The 21,826-nt window shown below is 62.6% G+C and carries 21 protein-coding genes and 3 pseudogenes; 22 read left to right on the forward strand and 2 right to left on the reverse strand.

Going from position 1 to position 21,826, the window contains the following annotated elements; all coding sequences use genetic code 11:
• Positions 1-12 precede the first annotated feature (12 nt).
• Complete coding sequence (gene ppk2 / locus ACPFMJ_RS14910) at positions 13-867, reverse strand: polyphosphate kinase 2 (protein WP_424360751.1); 855 nt, start codon at positions 865-867, stop codon at positions 13-15.
• Between the two features lie 242 nt (positions 868-1,109).
• On the opposite strand from ppk2, the gene ACPFMJ_RS14915 reads away from it, so the two are divergent.
• The 21 genes and pseudogenes from ACPFMJ_RS14915 (at position 1,110) to ACPFMJ_RS15015 (ending at position 21,207) form a co-directional block, all read left to right on the forward strand.
• A complete protein-coding gene (locus tag ACPFMJ_RS14915; RefSeq protein ID WP_424360752.1) occupies positions 1,110-3,275 on the forward strand; it encodes a DUF3141 domain-containing protein in 2,166 nt (721 codons plus the stop codon).
• Entirely contained in the window at positions 3,275-4,228 is a 954-nt protein-coding gene (locus tag ACPFMJ_RS14920) for a phosphate acetyltransferase (RefSeq protein WP_424363877.1), read from the forward strand. Before ACPFMJ_RS14915 ends, ACPFMJ_RS14920 begins: the two co-directional genes overlap by 1 nt.
• 8 nt (positions 4,229-4,236) lie before the next feature.
• Complete coding sequence (gene fabI, locus ACPFMJ_RS14925) at positions 4,237-5,016, forward strand: enoyl-ACP reductase FabI (RefSeq protein ID WP_424360753.1); 780 nt, start codon at positions 4,237-4,239, stop codon at positions 5,014-5,016.
• Between the two features lie 11 nt (positions 5,017-5,027).
• Complete coding sequence (locus ACPFMJ_RS14930; protein ID WP_424360754.1) at positions 5,028-6,200, forward strand: acetate/propionate family kinase; 1,173 nt, start codon at positions 5,028-5,030, stop codon at positions 6,198-6,200.
• 126 nt (positions 6,201-6,326) lie between these two features.
• Complete coding sequence (locus ACPFMJ_RS14935; protein ID WP_424360755.1) at positions 6,327-7,340, forward strand: HlyD family secretion protein; 1,014 nt, start codon at positions 6,327-6,329, stop codon at positions 7,338-7,340.
• 169 nt (positions 7,341-7,509) lie between these two features.
• Positions 7,510-7,988: pseudogene (locus tag ACPFMJ_RS14940) on the forward strand (ATP-binding cassette domain-containing protein).
• 104 nt (positions 7,989-8,092) lie between these two features.
• Positions 8,093-8,512, forward strand: a pseudogene (locus ACPFMJ_RS14945) (ATP-binding cassette domain-containing protein); the annotation flags it as partial.
• Between the two features lie 103 nt (positions 8,513-8,615).
• Positions 8,616-9,308 carry an AAA family ATPase gene (locus ACPFMJ_RS14950; protein WP_424363878.1) on the forward strand — a complete coding sequence of 231 codons (693 nt, stop codon included), beginning with the start codon at positions 8,616-8,618 and terminating at the stop codon, positions 9,306-9,308.
• A gap of 56 nt (positions 9,309-9,364) precedes the next feature.
• Positions 9,365-10,150: an ABC transporter permease gene (locus ACPFMJ_RS14955; RefSeq protein ID WP_424360756.1), complete on the forward strand. Its 786-nt coding sequence runs from the start codon at positions 9,365-9,367 to the stop codon at positions 10,148-10,150.
• A 3-nt stretch (positions 10,151-10,153) separates the two neighbouring features.
• Positions 10,154-11,278: an ABC transporter permease gene (locus tag ACPFMJ_RS14960; RefSeq protein WP_424360757.1), complete on the forward strand. Its 1,125-nt coding sequence runs from the start codon at positions 10,154-10,156 to the stop codon at positions 11,276-11,278.
• On the forward strand, positions 11,278-12,915 hold the full coding sequence (locus ACPFMJ_RS14965) for an efflux transporter outer membrane subunit (RefSeq protein ID WP_424360758.1): 1,638 nt from the start codon (positions 11,278-11,280) through the stop codon (positions 12,913-12,915). Before ACPFMJ_RS14960 ends, ACPFMJ_RS14965 begins: the two co-directional genes overlap by 1 nt.
• 485 nt (positions 12,916-13,400) lie before the next feature.
• A complete protein-coding gene (locus ACPFMJ_RS14970; protein WP_424360759.1) occupies positions 13,401-13,919 on the forward strand; it encodes a L,D-transpeptidase in 519 nt (172 codons plus the stop codon).
• 333 nt (positions 13,920-14,252) lie between these two features.
• Positions 14,253-14,393, forward strand: a complete 141-nt coding sequence (locus ACPFMJ_RS14975) for a hypothetical protein (protein ID WP_424360760.1) — start codon at positions 14,253-14,255, stop codon at positions 14,391-14,393.
• Positions 14,394-14,965: 572 nt separating this feature from the next.
• Entirely contained in the window at positions 14,966-15,289 is a 324-nt protein-coding gene (locus tag ACPFMJ_RS14980; protein ID WP_424360761.1) for a hypothetical protein, read from the forward strand.
• Positions 15,290-15,472: 183 nt separating this feature from the next.
• Positions 15,473-15,865, forward strand: a complete 393-nt coding sequence (locus tag ACPFMJ_RS14985; RefSeq protein ID WP_424360762.1) for a FixH family protein — start codon at positions 15,473-15,475, stop codon at positions 15,863-15,865.
• The gene (locus ACPFMJ_RS14990; protein WP_424360763.1) at positions 15,862-17,097 is read left to right on the forward strand and encodes a TolC family protein; all 1,236 of its coding nucleotides are present in this window, start codon (positions 15,862-15,864) and stop codon (positions 17,095-17,097) included. The genes ACPFMJ_RS14985 and ACPFMJ_RS14990 overlap by 4 nt, the downstream gene beginning before the upstream one ends.
• On the forward strand, positions 17,094-18,488 hold the full coding sequence (locus ACPFMJ_RS14995; RefSeq protein WP_424360764.1) for an efflux RND transporter periplasmic adaptor subunit: 1,395 nt from the start codon (positions 17,094-17,096) through the stop codon (positions 18,486-18,488). The genes ACPFMJ_RS14990 and ACPFMJ_RS14995 overlap by 4 nt, the downstream gene beginning before the upstream one ends.
• 16 nt (positions 18,489-18,504) lie before the next feature.
• On the forward strand, positions 18,505-18,933 hold the full coding sequence (locus ACPFMJ_RS15000; RefSeq protein ID WP_424360765.1) for an efflux RND transporter permease subunit: 429 nt from the start codon (positions 18,505-18,507) through the stop codon (positions 18,931-18,933).
• Positions 18,867-20,371, forward strand: a pseudogene (locus ACPFMJ_RS15005) (efflux RND transporter permease subunit). Before ACPFMJ_RS15000 ends, ACPFMJ_RS15005 begins: the two are co-directional and overlap by 67 nt.
• Before the next feature lie 24 nt (positions 20,372-20,395).
• Entirely contained in the window at positions 20,396-20,815 is a 420-nt protein-coding gene (locus ACPFMJ_RS15010) for a hypothetical protein (RefSeq protein ID WP_424360766.1), read from the forward strand.
• Positions 20,776-21,207: an efflux RND transporter permease subunit gene (locus ACPFMJ_RS15015; RefSeq protein WP_424363879.1), complete on the forward strand. Its 432-nt coding sequence runs from the start codon at positions 20,776-20,778 to the stop codon at positions 21,205-21,207. The genes ACPFMJ_RS15010 and ACPFMJ_RS15015 overlap by 40 nt, the downstream gene beginning before the upstream one ends.
• A gap of 146 nt (positions 21,208-21,353) precedes the next feature.
• Here the strand turns inward: ACPFMJ_RS15015 and ACPFMJ_RS15020 are convergent, their stop codons facing one another.
• On the reverse strand, positions 21,354-21,488 hold the full coding sequence (locus ACPFMJ_RS15020; protein WP_424363941.1) for a hypothetical protein: 135 nt from the start codon (positions 21,486-21,488) through the stop codon (positions 21,354-21,356).
• Between ACPFMJ_RS15020 and ACPFMJ_RS15025 the strand changes: the two genes are divergently transcribed.
• Positions 21,457-21,717: an efflux RND transporter permease subunit gene (locus ACPFMJ_RS15025; RefSeq protein ID WP_424363880.1), complete on the forward strand. Its 261-nt coding sequence runs from the start codon at positions 21,457-21,459 to the stop codon at positions 21,715-21,717. The genes ACPFMJ_RS15020 and ACPFMJ_RS15025 overlap by 32 nt on opposite strands.
• The last annotated feature ends 109 nt before the right edge of the window (positions 21,718-21,826 follow it).

Genomic DNA, 21,826 nt, shown 5'->3' on the forward strand with positions numbered 1-21,826 from the left:
GGGCGCATCAGTTTAGAACGTCTCGGGAATGAGCATCGGCGTATAGTCCCTTCCAAGGTGCTCATCAATTTTGCGCTTCGGAAAATCGACCTTCCTCGGAGGCGCTTTTTCATACGGGATCGCCGTCAGGATGTGTGTGATCACATTCAGCCGCGCGCGCCTCTTATCGTCCGATTTCGCGACGCGCCAGGGCGCCCAAGGGGTATGGGTCGCAGCGAACATTTCGTCGCGGGCGCGCGTGTAGTCGTCCCACCGCGAATATGACTTCAAATCCATATCCGTCAGCTTCCAAAGCTTGCGGCCGTCATTAATGCGGTCCTCGAGGCGCCTCGTCTGTTCCTCCGGGCTGACCTCCAGCCAATATTTCAGGAGAACGACGCCCGACTCCACGATCGCCTGCTCGACCTTCGGCGCCGCGCTCAAGAAAACTTCTACCTGCTTTTCAGTGCAGAACCCCATCACACGTTCGACGCCGGCGCGGTTGTACCAGCTTCGATCGAAGATAACGATTTCACCTCCGGCGGGCAGGTGCGGGAGATAGCGCTGGATATACATTTGAGACTTCTCGCGCTCAGTCGGCGCTGGCAACGCGAGGATCCGAAATGTCCGAGGGCTTACGCGTTCGGTCAAAGCCTTGATCACCCCGCCCTTGCCAGCCCCGTCGCGACCTTCAAACAGGATGCAGATCTTTTTCTGCTCGCGTCTGACCCATTCCTGAAGCTGAACGAGTTCGACATGCAGTCGTGAGAGTTCCGCCTCGTACGTTTTTCGCGGCAGCTTATCCGGCGTCGCCGATTGCACAGCGGAGACGTTTGAAACATTACCGGACTTCTCGGCCTTAACCTTGGACTTGTGCTTCTTGCCCATCGTCGGTTCCTGACGCTTCAAACAAAATGTCCAAGGAGAATAGCGATGGACGTTACAAGGCCAAAGGAAAGAAGGGCGCAGCGACTTGCTTGAACTAGGCATTTAGCGCGCGGCGAATGGGCGCAGGGCGCTGCTGGCGCATTTACGGGTCATTGGAGTCTCGGTAGACTTTTTGCGCTGCGGCATCGACCCAGCTGACCGAGAACCGCGCTGTCGCAACGATGCGCAACGAGGAAAGGCGTATGGCTGAGACCGCCCCTTCCATAAGCTATTGGTTCGATTATTGGCGGGATGCTTGTGAGCGTTCGGTCCTTTTTCTCGACATCCTTCGTCGTCGAGGCAATGACTATCTTGAGCAGAGCATGCGCCTGGCGCCCAATGTTCTGAATTTCCAGCCAGAAGTTTTGATCGATGGGCGCACGCTGCAGAGGCCCGTAAATTACGCCCTCGTGCGCATCGTTCCACCTGCGGACGTTGCGATAAATCCGAGCAAGCGGCCTTTCATCGTTTTCGACCCGCGCGCAGGCCATGGGCCAGGCATAGGCGGAATGAAGCATGATAGCGAGATTGGCGTGGCGCTGAGGGCGGGCCATGCTTGCTATTTCGTCGGCTTCCTGCCGCATCCGATTCCCGGCCAGACGATTGAAGACGTCTGCCGCGCGGAAGCGCACTTCGTGCGCAAGGTCATCGAGCTGCACCCCAGGGCCGAAGGCAAACCCGTTCTCATCGGCAACTGCCAGGCGGGCTGGCAGATCATGATGATGGCGGCGCTCGAGCCCGATCTGCCCGGCCCCATTCTTATCGCGGGATCGCCGCTTTCCTATTGGGCTGGCGTGCGCGGCAAGAATCCCATGCGTTATCTCGGCGGGATGTTGGGCGGCACATGGCTCACCGAACTCACGAGCGATCTTGGAGACGGCGTTTTCGACGGCGCATGGCTGATTTCGAACTTCGAATCCAGTAACCCGTCAAATACGCTCTGGACCAAGCAGTACAACGTCTATTCCAAGGTCGACACGGAGGGACCGCGCTATCTCGAATTCGAGAAATGGTGGGGCAACCCTGTGCTCCTCAATGGCGGAGAAATTCAGTTCATCGTCGACGAGCTCTTCGTCGGCAATCGTCTAGCGGCCGGCGAGATCGTCATGGGCGGCCAAGCGGTCGACCTGCGCAACATCAAATCTCCAATCATTGTCTTCTGCTCCTTCGGCGACGACATTACACCGCCCCAGCAGGCGCTCGATTGGCTGCTCGATCTCTACAGGGATGCGGACGACATCATCGCGAGCGGCCAGACAATCGCATACTGCCTGCATCCGAGCGTCGGACATCTCGGTATTTTCGTCTCCGGGAAAGTCGCGAAGAAGGAGCATGAAGAGTTCGTCTTCAATATCGATCTGATCGATGTGATGCCGCCGGGGCTTTACGAAATCGTCCTGTCGGAAGCCGACCCCGCGACGGCCCATGTAGAGTTGATCTCCGGAAAATATATTGCAAAGCTTTCGCCGCGCACGCTCGACGACATTCGTGCGCTCGGCTGCAACGACGCCGCGGACGAGCGCCGCTTCGAGACGGTCGCCCGAGTTTCGGAGATCAATAAAGGGCTTTATGAGCGCTTCCTGCAGCCGACGGTACAGGCGCTTTCGACGCCGGCGACAGCCGAATTCCTGCGTGAAACGCACCCAAACCGCGTGGCTTTCCGCGCCTTCAGCGACCGCAACCCTTCGATGCGAGCTGTCGCCGTCGCGGCGGAAAAGGTCAAGGCGAACCGCCACCCCGTCGAGCCGAACAATCCCTACCTCGCCATGGAGAAGATCGCTTCCTCGTGGATCGTCACAAATCTGGACATCTTCGCCAAATGGCGCGAGGCCGCGACGGAAAATATCTTCCTGTCGGTTTATGGCATGCCGTGGCTGCAGACGGGTGTCGGCCTTGCGCCAGCGCGGGCGGAAGCGGAGGCGATCGCTATCGAGGCTCCAAAGGCCTCGGCGCTTGTGGACGCGGCCATGTTGCAGGGCGGTCCGATAGAAGCCGGGCTGCGCGCGTTGCTTTACATCCAGGCTGGGGAAGGCGCCGACGAGCGTCACTTCAACGCCATAGAGGCGCTCCGGAAAAGCACGCCCGAAGGCGCGACGGTAGGCAGGCGGAAGCTCAAGGAGATGATGCGCGCGCAAGCCGCTTTGCTGCGCGCCGACTCCACGGCCGCGCTCGACGCAATATCGAAAATGCTGCCCAATGACGCAGAGCGCCGGGCAAGGTTGCTTGTGACGGTCTTTGACGTCGCGACGGCCGACGGCGCCCTTCCGCCGGACCAGATGATCCGATTCGATCGAGTCAGGGAAGCGTTTGGGCTCGCAGGCGCGCGCATCGACGCTCTTTCCGACCTCAGAAAAAGCAAGGTGGCGTGATGAAGTCTGCGGCCGGACGAGGCGCCCATGAAAAATACGACCGGTTGATCGAGGGCGCGTCGCGCGCCGGCCCGATCGCCGTCGCGGTGGCGCATCCTTGCGATGAGGTATCGCTCGCAGGCGCGATGGAGGCGGCGCGGCTCAAATTGATCGAGCCGATTTTGGTCGGTCCCACGGCGCGCATTCGGGAGGTCGCCGACCGGTCCGGCGTCGGGATCGCCGACGCCCGGCTCGTTGATGCAGCGCATAGCCATGACGCGGCTGCAAAGGCTGTCGAGCTTGTCCGCAACGGCGAGGCGGAAGCGTTGATGAAGGGCAGCCTGCACACGGACGAAGTGATGTCCGCCGTCGTCGCGCGGGAAACAGGGATTCGCACGTCGCGCCGCATCAGCCATTGCTTCGTCATGGATGTGCCGGATCATCCCGATCCGCTCATCATCACCGACGCCGCCGTGAACATTGCGCCTACGCTCGAAGAGAAGGTCGACATCGTGCAGAACGCTGTCGATCTTGCGCATGCTCTGAGGTTTCCGGAAGTGCGGGTCGCTGTCCTGTCCGCGATGGAAACGGTCAACCCCAAGGTTCAATCGTCCATGGACGCGGCGATGCTGAGTAAGATGGCGGACCGGGGCCAGATCACCGGCGCCTTTGTGGACGGCCCGCTGGCGCTGGACAACGCCATCGACGAAGAGGCCGCGGCGACAAAGAAGATCGTCTCGCCAGTGGCCGGCCGAGCAAATGTGCTCGTCGTCCCGGATCTTGAAGCCGGCAATATGCTCGCCAAGAGTCTCACATTCCTTGCGGGCGCCGACTGCGCCGGCGTCGTGCTCGGCGCGCGCGTTCCGATCATCCTCACGAGCCGCGCAGACTCGCTCGTCGCCCGGCTCGCTTCCTGCGCGGTGGCCGCGCTTCTCGTGCAATCTCGGCGCGACGCTGCGGCGAAGCGGAGTTGACCGCAGCCATGCAGACGCAAACAGCGCAGGTTCTCGCCGGCAAAAAGGCGCTCGTTATCGGGATCGCCAATGACCAGTCCATTGCTTATGGGTGTGCCAAGGCTTTCCGCGCCGCAGGCGCTGACATCGCCGTCACCTGGCTGAACGACAAGGCGCGGCCGCATGTCGAGCCACTGGCGACGGAGGTCGGCGCCGAAATTGTCGCGCCGCTCGACGTGACCAAGCCCGGCGAGCTCGAGGCCGTCTTCAATCTCGTTTCAGAACAATGGGGGCGGCTCGACATTCTCGTCCATTCCATCGCCTTTGCGCCGAAGGAAGATCTGCAGGGAGGCCTTCTCGACTGCTCGGCTGAAGGCTTCGCCAAGGCGATGGATATTTCGTGCCATTCTTTCATTCGAATGGCGCGCCTCGCGGCGCCCTTGATGGCGGAGGGAGGCGCGATGTTCGCGATGAGCTATCTCGGCGCCGAGCGCGTCGTTCCCAATTACAATGTGATGGGACCGGTCAAGGCGGCGCTGGAATCAGCGTGCCGCTATCTGGCCTATGAACTCGGGCCGAAGGGCATTCGGGTGCATCCCATCTCGCCGGGCCCGTTGAAGACGCGCGCCGCATCCGGCCTCAAGGACTTCAACCTGATGCTGAACGAAGCCGCCTCCAGGGCGCCTCTGGGCGAGTTGATCGACATTATGGATGTCGGCTGGACCTGCGCCTATCTCGCGACGCCCTTCGCCCACCGGCTCACGGGCGACACTGTGTATATCGACAGCGGCGCCAACATCGTGGCCTGACGGGAGAGACAATGTCCGCCATCGCCGTCGTCAATGCGGGTTCCTCAAGCATCAAATTCGCGATTTTCGACGCGGCGGAGGCGCCGGCGCTGCGGCTGAAAGGGCTGATAGAAGGGATCGGCGCCACGCCTCGCGCCCGGCTCTCCGGCCCCAGCGGCGAGACGCTTCTCGAGGAAGACTTGGCCGGTGAAGGCTTCGATCACGCTGCAGCGACGCGTGCGATGATGCGCATCGCCGCCCCCTGGCTGAATGGCAGGAACATCGCCGTCGTGGGCCATCGCGTCGTGCATGGCGGCGGCGAATTTTCCGCGCCGCTGCGGGTTACGGATGCGATACTTGAAAAACTCGCCGCCTTCATTCCTCTGGCGCCGTTGCACCAGCCGCATAACCTTGCGGTGATAAAGGCGATACTAGCCGAGCATCCGCAGCTCCCGCAGGTCGCCTGCTTCGACACGGCGTTCCACACGAGCCAGCCGCCGATCGCCCAGGCCTTCGCGATCCCCCGGAAATATTCTCAAGCCGGCGTGCGACGCTACGGTTTCCACGGCATCTCCTATGAATATGTCGCACACAGGCTGGAGGAGATCGCGCCGGACGTCGCGAGGGGGCGCGTCATCGTCGCCCATCTCGGCAACGGCGCCAGCCTCTGCGCAATGAAGGGCGGCAAGAGCGTCGCGAGCACCATGGGTTTCACTGCCGTCGACGGCCTTGTGATGGGCACGCGTTGCGGCGCGATCGACCCCGGCGTTCTTGTGCATATGATCGACCGATACGCCTTCGACGCCCGCGATCTCGAAGACTTGATCTACCGCAAATCGGGGCTGCTCGGCGTCTCCAACATTTCCTCGGATATGCGTACGCTTCGCGCCTCATCCGAGCCGGAGGCTAAAGAGGCGATCGCACTTTTCGTTTACCGCATCGTCCGCGAAATCGGTTCACTTACGGCGGCGCTTGGCGGCCTCGACGCTATCGTCTTCACAGGGGGCATCGGCGAGAACGACGCAGATACCCGCGCGGAAGTCGCCTCCGGCTGCGCTTGGCTCGGAGTCGCGTTGGACGATGCCGCAAATGGCGCCTCCAGCGCAAAGATATCCGCCTTGAACTCGACTGTTGAAGTCTACGTTATACCAACGAACGAGGAACTTGAGATCGCGCAAAGCGCTTGGCGCATGATTTTTCCATGAAAACGCCTGCGAATCTCTTGTGAAAAACATCCTTTGGTTGCGTAGCGGCGTGTCTGTAGTGTTAACGTCGCGTTAACGTGCCGAATCGTCGCGCTCTCGGTGGACGATCGTAGGGAAAATGCTCCGATGTCTGGAAGAACTACGCTGTTGATCGCCGCGGCCGTCATCGGAGCGGGAGCGTTTTTCGGCTATCAATACTGGCGCGACAAGCAGAACGCGCTTCCTGCCGGCATCGCCTCCAGCAATGGCCGCCTTGAAGCCAAGCTCGTTGACATTGCTCCAAAGGAATCGCTGCGCGTCAAGCAGATCCTCTTTGAGGAGGGCGATCTCGTAAAGCCGGGCGAGGTGGTGGTGCAGATGGACACCAACACCCTAGAGGCTCAGCTCGAAGAGGCAAAGCTCAACGTCATCGCCACACAAGAGAAGGAGGCGGTCGCCAAGGCGACGATCGCCCGCAGCAAGGCTCAAATCGACCTCGCCAAAGTCGAAGTCAATCGCAGCAAGAATCTCGTCGCTCAGCGCGCCGGCTCACAGCGCGAGCTCGACGTGCGCAACACGACGCTGAAGACAACCTCCGCCGCGCTTCAGGAGGAAGAAGCCAAGCTGCGGACAATCCAGCAGGAGGTGAACGTTGCGAAAGCGAAAGTCGCGACGATCCAGACGCGCATCGACGATGCGACGCTGCGCTCGCCTATCCTCGGCCGCGTCCTCTACAAGCTCGCTGAGGTCGGCGAAGTGCTGGCGGCAGGCGGAAAGGCCATGACGCTCGTCAATCTTGAAGACGTCTACATGGAAATCTTCCTTCCTTCCGCCGACGCCGCGCGCGTGAAGCTCGGCGCCGAGGCGCGCATCGTCGGCGACCACATGCCCGGCCGCGCGGTGCCCGGCTTTGTGAGCTTCGTCTCGCCGGAGGCGCAATTCACGCCAAAGCAGGTCGAGACGAAGAGCGAGCGCGAGAAGCTGATGTTTCGCGTGAAGATCAAAGTGCCGGAGAAAATTGTCAGCGCCTATATCGACTACATCAAGACCGGCGTGCGCGGCGTCGGCTATGTGAAGCTCGATCCCGCCGTCGAATGGCCGGCCTTCCTCCAAAGCGCGGCCATTCCCTCGGAGACGCCGGGCAAGGACGCTCAGCGTTGACGCGTCCGGAGGCCCGCAGACCATGAGCGAGGCGGCGCTTCAGACGACGAAGCCGGCAGAGCAAGGCGCTTCCGGGCGTGCGCCTGTCGTTTCGGTTTCCGGCGTCACGCATCGTTACGGCGACGCCATTGCGGTCGACGACCTGTCTCTCGACATCCCGGCCGGTCTCATGGTCGGCGTCATCGGTCCCGACGGCGTCGGCAAATCGACGTTGATGGCGCTCATCGCCGGCTCGAAGAAAATCCAGCAGGGCAAGGTGATCGCGCTCGGCGACATGGCCGATGCGAGGCATCGCCGCGACGCCTGTCCGCGCATCGCCTACATGCCGCAGGGTCTCGGCAAGAACCTCTATTTCGAGCTCAGCGTTCAGGAGAACATCGATTTCATGGCCCGGCTCTTCGGCCTCTCCGCCGAGGAGCGTCCGGCCAAAATCAAGGAGCTGCTCGACGCGACGGGCTCGGACCATTCCCGAGCGCCCCGCTCGGAAAGCTTTCGGGCGGCATGAAGCAGAAGGTCGGGCTCTGCGGCGCGCTCGTGCACGAGCCCGATCTTCTCATTCTCGACGAGCCGACGACCGGCGTCGATCCGCTGTCGCGGCGCCAATTCTGGGAACGTCATCGACGACATTCGCGGGACCGCCGAGCATGAGCGTCATGATCTCCACCGCCTATATGGACGAAGCCGAGCGATGGGATTGGATCGTCGCCATGGACGCCGGCAAAGTGCTGGCGACCGGCACCCCGGCCGAGCTGATGGCGCGCACGGGCACGAGCGACCTTGAGAAGTGCTTCATCGAGCTTTTGCCGGAGGAGAAGCGCACGGGCCATGTCGAGCTGACGATCCCGCCACGCCCGAAGGGCAAGGCCGAGATCGCCATCGACGCGCAAGGGCCTACGCGCCGCTTCGGCGATTTCGTCGCGGTCGATCACGTGACGCTGACCATCGAACGCGGAGAGATTTTCGGCTTCCTCGGCTCGAATGGCTGCGGCAAGTCGACGACGATGAAAATGCTCACGGGCCTGCTGCCGCCGACCGAAGGCAGCGCGACGCTCTTCGGCCAGTCCGTCGAAGCCGGCAGCATCGAGGTGCGCAACAATATCGGCTATATGACGCAGGCCTTCTCGCTCTATGGCGAATTGACCGTTCGTCAGAACCTCGTCTACTCGACGCGCGCCTTTATCACTCCCCGCCGACAATCGAGGACGCGCATCGACCAGCTCGTCGAGAAGCTTTGGGCTGTCAGGCCCCTAATAAGCGCTGGCGGAAGATCTGCCCATGGGCCTGCGCCAGCGGCTATCCCTCGCGGTCGCGGTTGTTGCACGACCCGAACTTCTCATTCTCGACGAGCCGACCTCGGGCGTCGATCCGGTCGCGCGCGACGGCTTCTGGGAATTGCTGATCGATCTCTCGCGCAATCAGGGCGTGACGATCTTCGTCACGACCCACTTCATGAACGAGGCGATGCGCTGCGACCGTATCTCGCTCATGAACGCCGGCAAGGTGCTTGCCTGCGACGACCCACAGAAGCTCATCGAAGCGCGCGGCGCGGCGACGCTCGAAGAAGCCTTTATCGGCTACATGGAGGACGCGATCGCCGAAAAGGCAAGACCGAGGAAGCCGCCCAGGCGGCGGCCGACAAGGCGCTCGAAAAGCCGGAGCCCAGGCATCTCTCCGGCATGGCGTTGCGCATCGGGCGCATGCTTGCCTATAGCGCCAATGAGGCGATGCAGATCCTGCGCGACCCGTGCGGCTCGCCTTCGCCTTTGTCGGCTCGGCACTTCTTATGCTCGTCTTCGGCTTCGGCATCACGACCGATGTCGAGCATGTCGCTTTGCCGACCTTCGATCTCGACCAGACCGCCGAAAGCCGCGCCTATCTCCAGCAATTCGCGGGAACGCCGCGCTATTTCACGGAGACGGAGCCGATCAGCTCAGCCGACAGCGCATTGAGGCGTCTGCAAGCGGATGACATCTCGCTGGTCATCGAGATGCCGCCCAATTTCGGTCGCGACTTGCGCAAGGAGCTTGCGCCGCCCCGAGGTTTCGGCGCAGGTGGACGGCGCCAACACGTTCCGCGGCGAGACAGTCTCGCAATATGTGCAGGGCGTGCAGGACAAGGCCCTGCAGGATCCCTCGAACGGACTGGATCTGAAGCCGCCGAAATACAGGGCGAATTTCCAGGACCGCTACATGTATAACCCGACGTTCGAGAGCGTCTATGCGATGGTCCCGAGCGTTCCGCCGATCCTGCTCATTCTGATCCCCGCCATCCTAATGGCGATCAGCGTCGTGCGCGAGAAAGAGCTGGGCTCGATCATCAATTTCTATGTGACGCCGACGGCGCGGCTGGAATATCTGCTCGGCAAGCAGCTCCCCTATATCACCATCGGCATGCTGAACTATTTCATCCTCGTCGTGATGGCGGTCGTGGTGTTCGGGATTCCGATCAAGGGGAGCTTCCTCATGCTCACCCTCATCACCCTGCTTTATGTGACGACGACGACCGGGCTGGGTCTCGTCATCTCCACCTTCGTGTCGAGCCAGGTCGCCGCCGTCTTCATCACGGCGATCATCACATTGGTGCCGACCATCCAGTTTTCCGGTCTTCTGCAGCCGGTTTCAACGCTCGCCGGCCGCGCGAAATTCGTCGGCACGATCTGGCCAACGACCTATTACATGCATGCGAGCAAAGGCGCCTTCACCAAGGGGCTCGGCGCCGAGCTCCTCATGCAGGACGTGATTTTCCTCGCCTGCTGCATCCCTGTTCTCTGGGCCGTGAGCACGCTTGCGCTGCGAAAGCAGGAGAAATAGGCGATGAAATCCCTGCTCAACATCTTCTGGCTCGGGATCAAGGAGCTGCGCAGCCTCAGCAGCGACCTCGTGATGATGTTCTTCGTCGCCTACGCCTTCACTGGAACGATCTATATCCAGGCGACCGGCACGTCGAGCGAGGTGAACAACGCCTCGATCGCCTTTGTCGACGAGGACCATTCCGCCCTTTCAAAAGAACTGATCAACGCCTTCTACCCGCCGCGCTTTCAGGAGCCGGAGCTGATCGACGCCTCCGAGGTCGAGACGACGATGGACGAAGGGCGTTTCATGTTCGTCGTGACCATTCCGCCGCGCTTCGAGTCCGATCTGCGCGCCGGCCGCCATCCCGACATTCAGCTCAGCATCGACGCGACGGCCATGCAGCAGGCTGCGATCGGCAGCGGCTACATCAAGAACATCATCAACCAGCGCGTGACGTCCTTCTTCAGCCGCGCCAGCGGCGCGACGCAGCAGCCAATCAATCTCGTGATCCGTCGGCTCTTCAACCCTAATGGCATAACGTCATGGTTCGCGAGCGTCGTCGGCATCATCAATCAGGTGACGATGCTCACCATCATTCTGACCGGTGCGGCCGTGATCCGCGAGCGCGAGCACGGCACGCTGGAGCACTTGCTCGTGATGCCGCTTTCGGCCTTCGAGATCGCCATGGCCAAAGTCTGGGCGAACAGTCTCGTGATCCTGCTGGCGACGGCGGCCTCGCTCTATCTGATCGTCATGAAGGTGCTGGAGGTCCCCTTTGCGGGCTCGATCGCTCTTTGGTTCTCGGGCGTCCTTCTCTACCTCTTCTTCGCCACGGCGCTTGGCATCTTCCTCGGCACCATCTCGCAATCCATGGCGCAATTCGCGCTGCTGATTATTCTTGTCGTCGTGGTGCTGCAGTTGCTCTCCGGCGGCAATACGCCCGTCGAAAGCCAGCCTGTCTGGCTGCAATATATGACCTTCTTCCTACCCTCGCGGCACTTCGTGAGCTTCTCGCAGAAGATCATCTATCGCGGCGGCGGCATCGAGGCGGTCTGGCCGCAATTCGCCATGGTCGCGGCAATCGGCCTTGCTTTCTTCAGCTACAGCCTTTCGCTGTTCCGTAAATCCATCGCGGTGACCAAATAATGCGCAAGCGCTCGTTCAAGGCTTTCGCCAGCAACAAACAGAAGGGCGCCTTGCCGGCCCTTGGTCTCGTATTCGCCCTGGGCGGTTGCGCGGTGGGACCGGATTTCAACCCGCCCGAGGCCGCCCTCCAGGCCAACTGGATCGAGAAGGGCGATAAGCGCGTCGCCAGCAAAGAGATCAAAAGTGACTGGTGGCGGACCTTCCACGATCCGACGCTGGACAGGCTCGTCCATCTCGCCGCGGAACAGAACCTCCCCGTGCAGATTGCGGGGCTGCGGATTCTCGAGGCGCGTGCGCAGCTCGGAATCGCGATCGGACAGCTCTTCCCGCAGGATCAAGCGGGCTCCGGCGCGGCGACCTGGAACAAGATCAGCGAACAGGCCGCCAATAAAGCTAATTTGCCGAAACACGCATTCGCCGATTATTCGATAGGCTTCGACGCGACCTGGGAAATCGACTTTTGGGGCCGCTTCCGCCGTAATGTAGAGGCCGCCGACGCCAATATGACGCGAACGATCGCGGATTATGATAATGCGCTCGTCTCGCTGACGGCCGAAGTCGCTCGCACCTATGTGACGATCCGAACTTTCGAATCCTTGCTTGCGATTGCGCAGGAAAACGTGCGACTCCAGAAGGAGGGCCTGCAGATCGCCGAAGCGCGGTTCCGCGCTGGCGCGACGTCCGAACTCGACGTCGCGCAGCAAAAGGCGCTGTTGCAGAATACGATCGCCTCCATTCCGGAACTGCAGACGGGCTTGCAGCAGGCTAAAAACGCTCTGAGCGTTCTCCTTGGCCAACCACCCGGCGGCGTCGAGAGACTACTGCACGGCTCACAGAAAATTCCCTCCGCCTCCCCGCGCGTGAGCGTCGGCGTCCCTGCCGAACTGCTTCGACGCCGGCCCGACATTCGCGCCGCTGAGATGAACGCGGCTGCCGAAAGCGCCCGCATCGGCATTGCCGAATCCGATCTTTACCCGCGCTTCTTCCTTTTCGGCGACATCGGCGTGCAGGCCTCCGACCTCGGCAAGATCTTCGCGCCCGGCAGCCTCTTCCTCACGGCCGGCCCGAGCTTCCGCTGGTCGATTCTAAATTACGGCCGCATCGCAAACAACATCCGCGCTCAGGACGCCCGCTTCCAGCAGGCGCTGGTCAATTACCAGGACATCGTGATCAAGGCGGCTCGGGAGGCGGAGGATGCGCTCATCGCCTTCCTCAAGGGACAACAGCGCGCCGCGGCCCTGCAAAAGTCGGTCGAAGCCGCTCAGCGCGCGGTCGAGCTTTCCTTCATCCAGTATCGCGAAGGCGCCGAAAATTTTCAGCGCGTGCTCGACGCGCAGACGCGGCTCCTCGACGAACGCAACCGTCTCGCAGAGACGCGCTCGTCCATCGCGACGAACCTCGTCGCGCTCTACAAGGCGCTTGGCGGCGGTTGGGAGATCCGCAATGGCAAGCCCATCGTGCCGGAGGTCATGCAGGCGCAGATGATGAACCGCACGGACTGGGGCAATCTCATGCCAGCGCAAACGCCGCCGCCGGCCGCCGATTTGCCCTTGCCCACGCCAGTCGGAGAAACGCCCCTCCTGATGCCGCCGGATTACGAGGCCGCGCCTATGCCGCCGGGAAGACCGGCGAACTAGCCGATAGGAGATTTAGGGGGAGTCTGAAAAGCGCCGGCGGGCGCTCTCTGAAGGATCAGAACGGCGCTCAATAGCATGTGACGATGTTGTCGTAGAATACATACTCAGGGCCTGTCGACCCGTCGCACAGCCAGCGATATCTCGGCGTGAGGCGGCATCTCAGGAAACCGTCCGCCCTTGCGCCGCCATTGAGATAAACGACTCGCGCATTAACCGGCTGCGGGATCGAACAGCAACAAGGACTTTTCGCCCACGCTGCAGTTGGGGCCGACAATTCCACTACGAAAGCCAAAATTACAAAATGCCTGAGCATGACGCTACTGTCTCCACTGCATAGGAAACGTCTTCTCCGTAACGATGGTTCCCGTTCCCCTCCGGGTTAGCTACGCTGCTCGAGGCGTGCGCAGCTTAAAGTGCCCGAACAGAGGCGATTGTCGCCGTCCAATAAGCTGCTTGGCTAATCTACTGCGGGGATGTGTCGCGAGATGCTCAGGTCTCTTGCCTGTCGTTCTGTTGTCGCCGGTGTGATCACCTTGATCGCCGCGCCACAACCCGGATTAGCCGGGGACGTTGTAGCTTTTTCATCGCCGGCGCCACCGGGCGCAATCGTCATCGTCGCTCCCCAGCGCAAGCTGTATTTTGTCCTCACTTACGAGAGCGCTGTTCGTTACCCGATCGCCGTTCCTAAAAGCGGGCGGGAATGGTCCGGCAACGCGACCGTGAATGGGAAATTCGTGTACCCAGACTGGGCTCCGCCACCTTGCGTTAAGGCCGACCACCCTGAATTGCCGGACTTCATCCCCGGCGGCGCGCCGAACAATCCGATGGGCGCCCGCGCAATTACGCTCGATCGCTTCGAGGTGGCGATACACGGGACGACTGCCAAGATGCGCCGCTCCATCGGCACTGCGGCCTCCTATGGGTGCATTCGCATGCTGAACGAAGACGTAATCGATCTGTTCAATCGCATCGACATCGGAACGCCGGTTCTGATGATCCGCTGATCTTGGCGACGCACACTCAAGCGATTGCTGGCACGGCGAGAAGCGCGGGGCGACGCCGACGTCACCGGATGCCAGCGCCTTCCTCTTGAACCGGCATGAGATGTGTCAGGATAATCGAGGTCGGCTGAGGTAATCCAAGGTGGCGTGGCGTCTAGTCCAGCGACTTCGCGCAGATAACCTCGACGCGCCGCGCATCGTCATGATATTTGTGACGACGTCGAAAAGCCGATCCTCTTCATTGTGGAGCGTACATTAGTCGACCTTGGCCGGTTCAAGGTCTCCATGGACCGACGCGCGCCCGAGGCAACTCCTGTCTACTTCAGGCCCCAGTTCATGCTAGCGGACGACCCCGCTCGGCAGACCCAGATCGCCTTTGAGGAGAAGCTCGCGGCGACCGGGCCGTTCGAGCCGGACAAGCGCGAGCCGGCATGGATGGAGGTCAAGGAGAAACTTAGGGACGTATGTGCGCTTTGAGCCGATGGTCCCTCTCCCGATCCGGGTTAGATGCTCTCACGGCAATTGCCCATGATGCTCCAATGCTCCGGATACGCTCGACCTCCGCCCTGCTCTAAGCCTGCGGTAAGACCCCGCAAATCGACGAGCGCGTAAGACCCAGTGTCGGTCGGCGGCTGCGTGCGAAACTTTCCACCACGGCGACTCGGTGGCGACATGAGTGAAGGCCCGCCACTACGGGGCAGCTTCTGTTGTCATAACTACTTGGATTTAATGGTACCGCCACCCCGGCTCGAACGGGGGACCCCCAGATCCACAAGCGCGGGTGCAGGGTGTTGAGGGCATTCACAAGGCTGCAAAGGGGTGCAAACGGGTGCGCGGGAAGGCAGGAAAATGCGGGGAGGGGCGGTCTTGAACGGACGTGGACAGGCTTGAACAGACATGCACGCGCGTGGAGCGGCGAGATTGTAACCGCGAAGTAACCGACAGAGTTGTCATTGCGAGCACAAGCCGCTCCCCGAGCTGAGAAGCCGAGCGCGCACGACTTTTTGCCCGCCGCTCCTCGCCATGCTATCAAAGCGCCGGAGAACGCAATGAAGCTAAGCTGGCTGCGCCTTATCGTCTCCGCGATGATCGTCTTCGTCGCCCTGTCAGGGTCGGCGGCGAGTTTTGCTGCGCCCTCGGCCCATGACTGCGCGTTCATGTCTGTCATGGACAAGTGCCCGGACCATGCGGACGGCCATGCGACCGCGCCCCAGCGCTGCGATTCGCTCGTTTGCGGGGCCCTCCAGATTACGCCGCCCGAAACACAGGCGCCGACGACGCTCACGACTGTCAGCTCCCTCCGCCTTATCTTCGACGATGCGGCCCATTTGGGCCTCTCGGCCCCGCCCGACCTTCGTCCTCCCATCATCTGAGACTCAGCAGGCGCGCGCACATCTAAGCGTGCGCCTTCCGTGGCGATCGACGGCCGGCGGCGTCCATCCAAGGCGATTGCGCCTGTGCGCGTTGTCGGTTCGTCGAACCTTACAGTCTCAACGCTCCGTCGGAGCGGCCTTGCGGGCGGCGACGCTTGCGCGTTGGCGTGACAGAGAAGTCAGATGCAGAAAAATTTCCTGCGGCTCGTTGGCTCGCTGAGCTTCTTGGTGCTCGGCGTCGGATATGCCCACGCAGCCATCGGCGACTACGCGTTCGAACTGGTCCAAACCCAAATCAAGAAGGGACAAAGGGCCGTGGATGTCCGCCTAGTTCGCAAGCCCGACGGCAAGCCGGTCGAGGATGCCGTCATTTTTGCAACGCGACTGGATATGGCCCCGGACGACATGGAAACGATGACGGGCGCGATTGGACTTGCGCAAAGTTCCGGGCCAGGGGTTTACCGGTTCAAGGTTGACCTGACCGATGCGGGGCGCTGGCGCATCTCAATTGCGGCGAAGATTCAGGGCGAGACCGGAACGCTCCAAAGCCGGCTGATATTGCAGGCGACGCCATGAGACGACTCCCTCTGATCCTCTTGCTGGGCGCTGCTGCGAGCCTTTCCGCCGTGAACGCCCCGGCTGCGGAGCGAAGCCAGCCGGGCGCGACGGTGGAGAGCGTCGTATCCCTGGCCAGGCGGCTGAGCCCCGAATTGCGCGGGTCCGTTCTCGAGGCGGACGCGGCGTTGCAGCGGGTCGGCGCCGCCGGGGTGCAGCCGGACCCTACGGTCACGCTGCAAGCCTGGGACGTGGACAGAAAGGGCGTCGGCCAGACCTGGATCGGCGCCGAGCAGACTTTCAAGCTGTGGGGGAAGACCGACCTCGAAAAAGGCATAGCCCATGCCGACGCCGACGCGGCGAGGCGCCAGAGCGAGGCGACGGAGGTGGATCTCGTCGCCCGCGTGAAGGCCGCCTACGCTCAATACAGCGCGGCGCAGCGCGCGCTGGAACTGTCGAAATCTCTGAAGCAGCGCGTCGACCAACTCCTTGAGCTGCTGCGGCTGCGTTACGGCGCGAGTTCGGTCGATCAGCAGGAAGTGATCAAGGCGGAGCTTGAAGCGGCGAACGCTGCGGCCGACGTCGCCCGTCGGGAGGGCGACGCCAAATCCGCCGCCGCTCGATTGAACGCGCTCATAGGCCGGGACGCGCGCGCGCCGTTCGCTCCCACGAAAGGCTTTGCGCCTCTCAAGACAAAACTGTCGCTCGCGGGCGTGCAGGAGCTCGCACGGTCGTCGAACCCGCTGCTTGCCGCGACGCATGCGCAGGTGCGTTCGGCTACGGGAACGAAAGCCCTGACCGACCTCAATTACTACCCGGACATCACCGTCGGCGCGAATCTCGTCGAGCGCAGGAACGGCGAGACGAACGGCATGTTCCTGCTGGGCTTCAAGGTGCCCCTGCAATACGAGGCCAAAGACGCAGAGCAGCGCGCGGCGAGCGCCAGTCTCGGGGCCGCCCAGGCGCGCAGTGACGCGCTGCGCATCCGCCTCGATGGAGAGGTCGCCGAGGCCTGGTATCGGCTGGAAGCCATCCGCAAGGCGATCAAGATCTTCGAGCAACGCCAGCTTCCGCCGGCGAGGCTCTCGGTCGAGACGGCGCGCAGCGGTTTTGACGCCGGTACAACGCCGCTCGCGACGCTGCTCGAATCGGAACGGCGCCTGCGCGCCGTCGAACTGGAGCTTCTCGCCCTGAAGGTCGAGGAGCAGAGCAAATACGCCGATCTCGAACGCCTTGCAGGAGGCGCGCTATGAGCCGCGCGAAACTTATTGGCGCCGCTGTCGTCGTGGTGACGACCCTTGGCGGCGGCCTCCTGCTGTGGCGCGCCAAGGCGCCGGAGCCGACGCCCGCGATCCATGCGCACGGGACCGGGCCGGTCATCTATTATCGCGATCCGGACGGCCCCTTCTATTCGGCCGGGCCGAAGAAGAACGCCTCTGGCAAGGATTACGTCGCCGTCCGGGCCAGCGAGGACGTCTCCTTCGAGGACAAGCCGCCGGAGGTCGCTCAACCCCAATCGTCCAGCCGGCGCATACGATATTACCGAAATCCGATGGGCCTCCCCGACACGTCTCCGGTCCCGAAGAAGGACGCCATGGGGATGGATTATGTTCCTGTCTATGAAGACGAGACGCAGGACGCGTCGACCCTGACGATCAGTCCCGGCAAATTGCAGAAGACGGGCGTGCGCTCCGAGCCTGTCGGGCTGCGCATCGTGACGGCTCCTATTCGCGCGGCAGGGCGCGTTGATTTTGACCCACGCCGAACCTCGGTGGTCGCCCTGCGGTTCGAGGGGTTCATTGAATCCGTCGAGAAGGTCGCGGAGGGAGATTATGTGCGCAAGGGCCAGCCGCTCATGCGCGTCTACGGGCCCGACCTTTCGAGCGCGGCGGCGGAATATGTGGCCGTGCTCAACGCGCATTCGGCGCCGCGGGTCGAAGGCGCGCGCCGCCGTCTCGTCAATCTGGGCCTCGATGACGCGACGATCGCGTCGATCGCGAAGAGCCGCCGCGTCCCCCGCGTGATCGATTGGCCCGCGCCGCAGGAAGGCCATGTCATCGAGCGCACGGCGCTGGCCGGGATGCGCGCCGCTCCCGGCGAGACCCTGTTCCGCATCGTCGACCACAGCGTCGTCTGGATATTGGCGGACATTCCCGAGCGCGACGTGGAGGCCGTCGCGCCGGGGCAGACGGCAGTCATCCGCGCGCGTTCCTATCCAGATCATCCCTTCAAGGGCCGCGTCGCGCTCATTTATCCGCATCTTAACATGGAAACCCGCACGGCGCGCGTGCGCATCGAACTGCCGAACCCGGAAGGCCGACTGCTAGGCGACATGTACGCCGACGTCGAGATCGAAGCCGGCGGCAGGGAGAAGGTTCTCGCCGCGCCGGAGGGGGCGATCATCGACGCCGGCAAACGGCAGGTCGTGATCCTCGACAAGGGCGAAGGCCGCTTCGAGCCCCGCGAAATCAAGGTGGGCCGGCGCGGCGATGGCTATGCGGAGATTGCGAGCGGGCTAACGGAAGGCGACAGGGTCGTGACCTCGGCCAACTTCCTGATCGACGCCGAGAGCAATCTGCAATCCGCGCTGAAGGGCTTTGACGCATCGGCCATGACGCCATCCAACACGGAGGCCAGTCAATGATTACGCGACTCATCGCGTGGTCGGCGCGCAACCTGATGCTGATCTTCATCGCCACGGCTTTCGCCGTCGCCGGCGGGCGTGTGCGCTGCGGACTTTGCCGCTCGATGCCATCCCAGACCTCTCGGACACGCAGGTCATCGTCTACACCGAATATCCCGGCCAGGCGCCACAGGTGGTCGAGGACCAGGTCACCTATCCGCTGACCAGCGCCGATGCTGACGGTGCCGCGCTCGAAGGTGGTGCGCGGCTTCTCGTTCTTCGGCGTCTCGTTCGTCTACGTCATCTTCGAGGATGGGGCCGACATCTATTGGGCGCGCTCGCGCGTCCTCGAATATCTCAACGCCGCCGCCAAGCGCCTGCCGGCTGGCATCACGGCCCGTGCTCGGCCCAGACGCCACGGGCGTCGGCTGGGTCTATCAATATGCCCTCGTCGCCAAGGAGATGACGCTCGCCGACTTGCGCTCGATTGCAGGACTGGAGGTGCGCTTCGGATTGTCCAAGGCCGAGGGCGTCGCGGAGGTTGCCAGCGTCGGCGGCTTCGTCAAACAGTATAGCGTGACGGTGGATCCGAGCCGCCTCCGAAGCTTCAACATCCCGATCGACAAGATCCGCGACGCCATCCGCAACAACAACATGGATGTCGGTGGGCGCACGCTCGAACTCTCCGAGTTCGAGTTCATCGTGCGCGGCCGCGGCTATCTCAAGGGTGTGCAGGACATCGAAAACATCGTGCTCAAGGCCGACGGCGGCACGCCGGTGCTGCTCAAGGACGTCGCCCGCGTGGAAATCGTCGGAGACGAACGGCGCGGCATCGCCGAACTCAATGGCGAAGGCGAGGTCGCGAGCGGCATCGCGCTGCAACGCTACGGCGCCAACGCGCTGACGGTCATCGACAACGTCAAGGCGCGGCTCGCGCAGATCGCTCCGAGCATGCCAAAGGGCCTCGAGATCGTCCCCGTCTATGACCGTTCTGAGCTGATCCACGCCGCGATCGAGACGCTGCGTGGAACGCTGGTCGAGGAAAGCATCATCGTCGCGCTCGTCTGCATCGTTTTTCTGCTGCACGTCCGCAGCGCGCTGGTCGCCATCCTCATGCTGCCGTCGGCATGCTGATGGCGTTCATCGCCATGAAGGCGCTGGGCATCGGCTCCAACATCATGAGTCTCGGCGGCATCGCGATCGCCATCGGCGCGATGATCGACGCCGCGATCGTGATGATCGAGAACGCCCACAAGCATCTGGAGCGCGCGCCCAAAGGAAAACCGCGCATTCAGATCCTCGTAGACGCGGCATCGGAAGTCGGTCCAGCGTTGTTCTTCTCGCTGCTTGTCATCACGGTGTCGTTCCTGCCGATCTTCACGCTGGAGGCGCAGGAAGGACGGCTGTTCAGCCCGCTGGCCTTCACCAAGACCTTCTCGATGGCGGCGGCGGCGCTGCTGTCGGTGACGCTGGTGCCGGCGCTGATGATCATCTTCGTGCGCGGCCGGATCGTCTCCGAGGCGCGCAACCCGATCAATCGCGCTTTGATCTGGGCCTATCGGCCGGTCATCCGCCTCGTGATGCGCGCAAAGACTCTCACCGTCCTTCTGGCGCTCGCCGCGCTCGCCGTCACCATCCTGCCGGCGCGCCAGCTCGGCAGCGAGTTCATGCCGGCGCTGAACGAAGGCGCGCTGCTGTTCATGCCCACGACGCTGCCGGGCCTCTCGATCACAAAATCGGCCGAGCTGCTGCAGATGCAGGACCGCATCATAAAATCGTTCCCCGAAGTGGCCTCGGTTTACGGCAAGGCGGGCCGCGCGCGACGGCCACAGACCCGGCGCCGACGGAGATGTTCGAGACCATCGTCAACCTCAAGCCCAAGGAAGAATGGCGGCCCGGTGTGAACATCGACAGCCTCGATCGCCGAGATGGACAAGGCGCTGCAGTTTCCCGGCGTCTCCAACGCCTGGACCATGCCGATCCGCAACCGCATCGACATGCTCGTCGACTGGCATCCGGACGCCTGTCGGCGTCAAGATGATGGGGCGCGACCTCGCTGCGATGGATGGCGTTGCGCGTCAGGTCGAGAAGTCCTCAAAACCGTGCGCGGCGCATCCTCCGCCTATGCCGAGCGCGTCATGGGCGGCTACTATCTCGACATCGTCCCGACCGCGAGCGCTCGCGCGATACGGCCTGATGATGGACGACGTCCAGGCGACCATCGCGATGGCGCTCGGCGGAGAGACCCATCACCACGACGGTCGAAGGTCGCGAACGATATACGGTCGCGATCCGCTATCCGCGCGATCTGCGCTCTGACCCGCAGGCGATCGCCAGCGACGTGCTGATCCCGCTTCCCGGCGGCGGAACGATTCCTCTCGGCGAGGTCGCGAAAGTGGAGCTGGTTCGCGGCCCGACCACCATCCGCACCGAGAATGGGCAAGCTCGCGACCTACGTCTACGTCGACATCCGCGACCGCGATCTCGGCGGCTATCTCGTCGCCAAGAAGCGCAGAAGGCCGTGGCTGAAGCAATCGTGTTTCCCCCTGGGGCCTACGCGGTCTGGAGCGGGCAATACGAATACATGGAGCGCGCCGAAGCCCGCCTGCAGATCGTCGTTCCGGTGACGCTCTTCATCATTTTCCTGCTGCTCTACCTCAACTTCCAGGGTCACGGAGACCTGATCGTTATGCTGTCTTTGCCATTCGCGCTGGTCGGCGGCGTCTGGCTGATGTGGTGATGAACTTCAACCTGTCGGTCGCGGTGGCGTCGGCTTCATCGCGCTCGCCGGCGTCGCGGCGGAGACCGGCGTGGTGATGCTGATCTATCTCGACGCAGCGATGCGCGAAGTCGCGGGCGGAATGCGCCGCCGAGGGAAACGGCCCTTCACGCGCGGATCTCCGCGAAGCCATCATGCTCGGCGCGGTCGAGCGCGTGTCCGCCCAAGATGATGACGGTGGTCGCCATCATGGCGGGGCTGGTGCCGATCATGTGGAGCACCGGTACCGGATCGGAGGTCATGCAGCGCATCGCCGTGCCGATGATCGGCGGCATGGTCTCGTCCACGTTGCTGACGCTCATCGTCATCCCGGCGATCTACGCACCGTCATTGGGCTTGAAGCGCATGGCCTTCAAGGTGGCCCCCGGGCTGAGTCTCGAAGGATTGGCGCAGGGCGTCAAGGTGGCCTTCACCGTCTCGAAATCCCCGCAGGGCGGCTATGTGATCGAGCAGATTAAACGCTCGGAGTAGAGCCCCGAGACGCTCTTTCCAATGGAGGAAGACATGCGCAGGATCATGCTGCCCCTCATCGCATCCTGGCTCGCTTTAACGGGTTCAGCGATGGCGCAGAGCGAGGAGC

It is taken from the genome of Methylocystis parvus (assembly GCF_049675845.1).
Classification (GTDB): Bacteria; Pseudomonadota; Alphaproteobacteria; order Rhizobiales; family Beijerinckiaceae; genus Methylocystis; species Methylocystis parvus_A.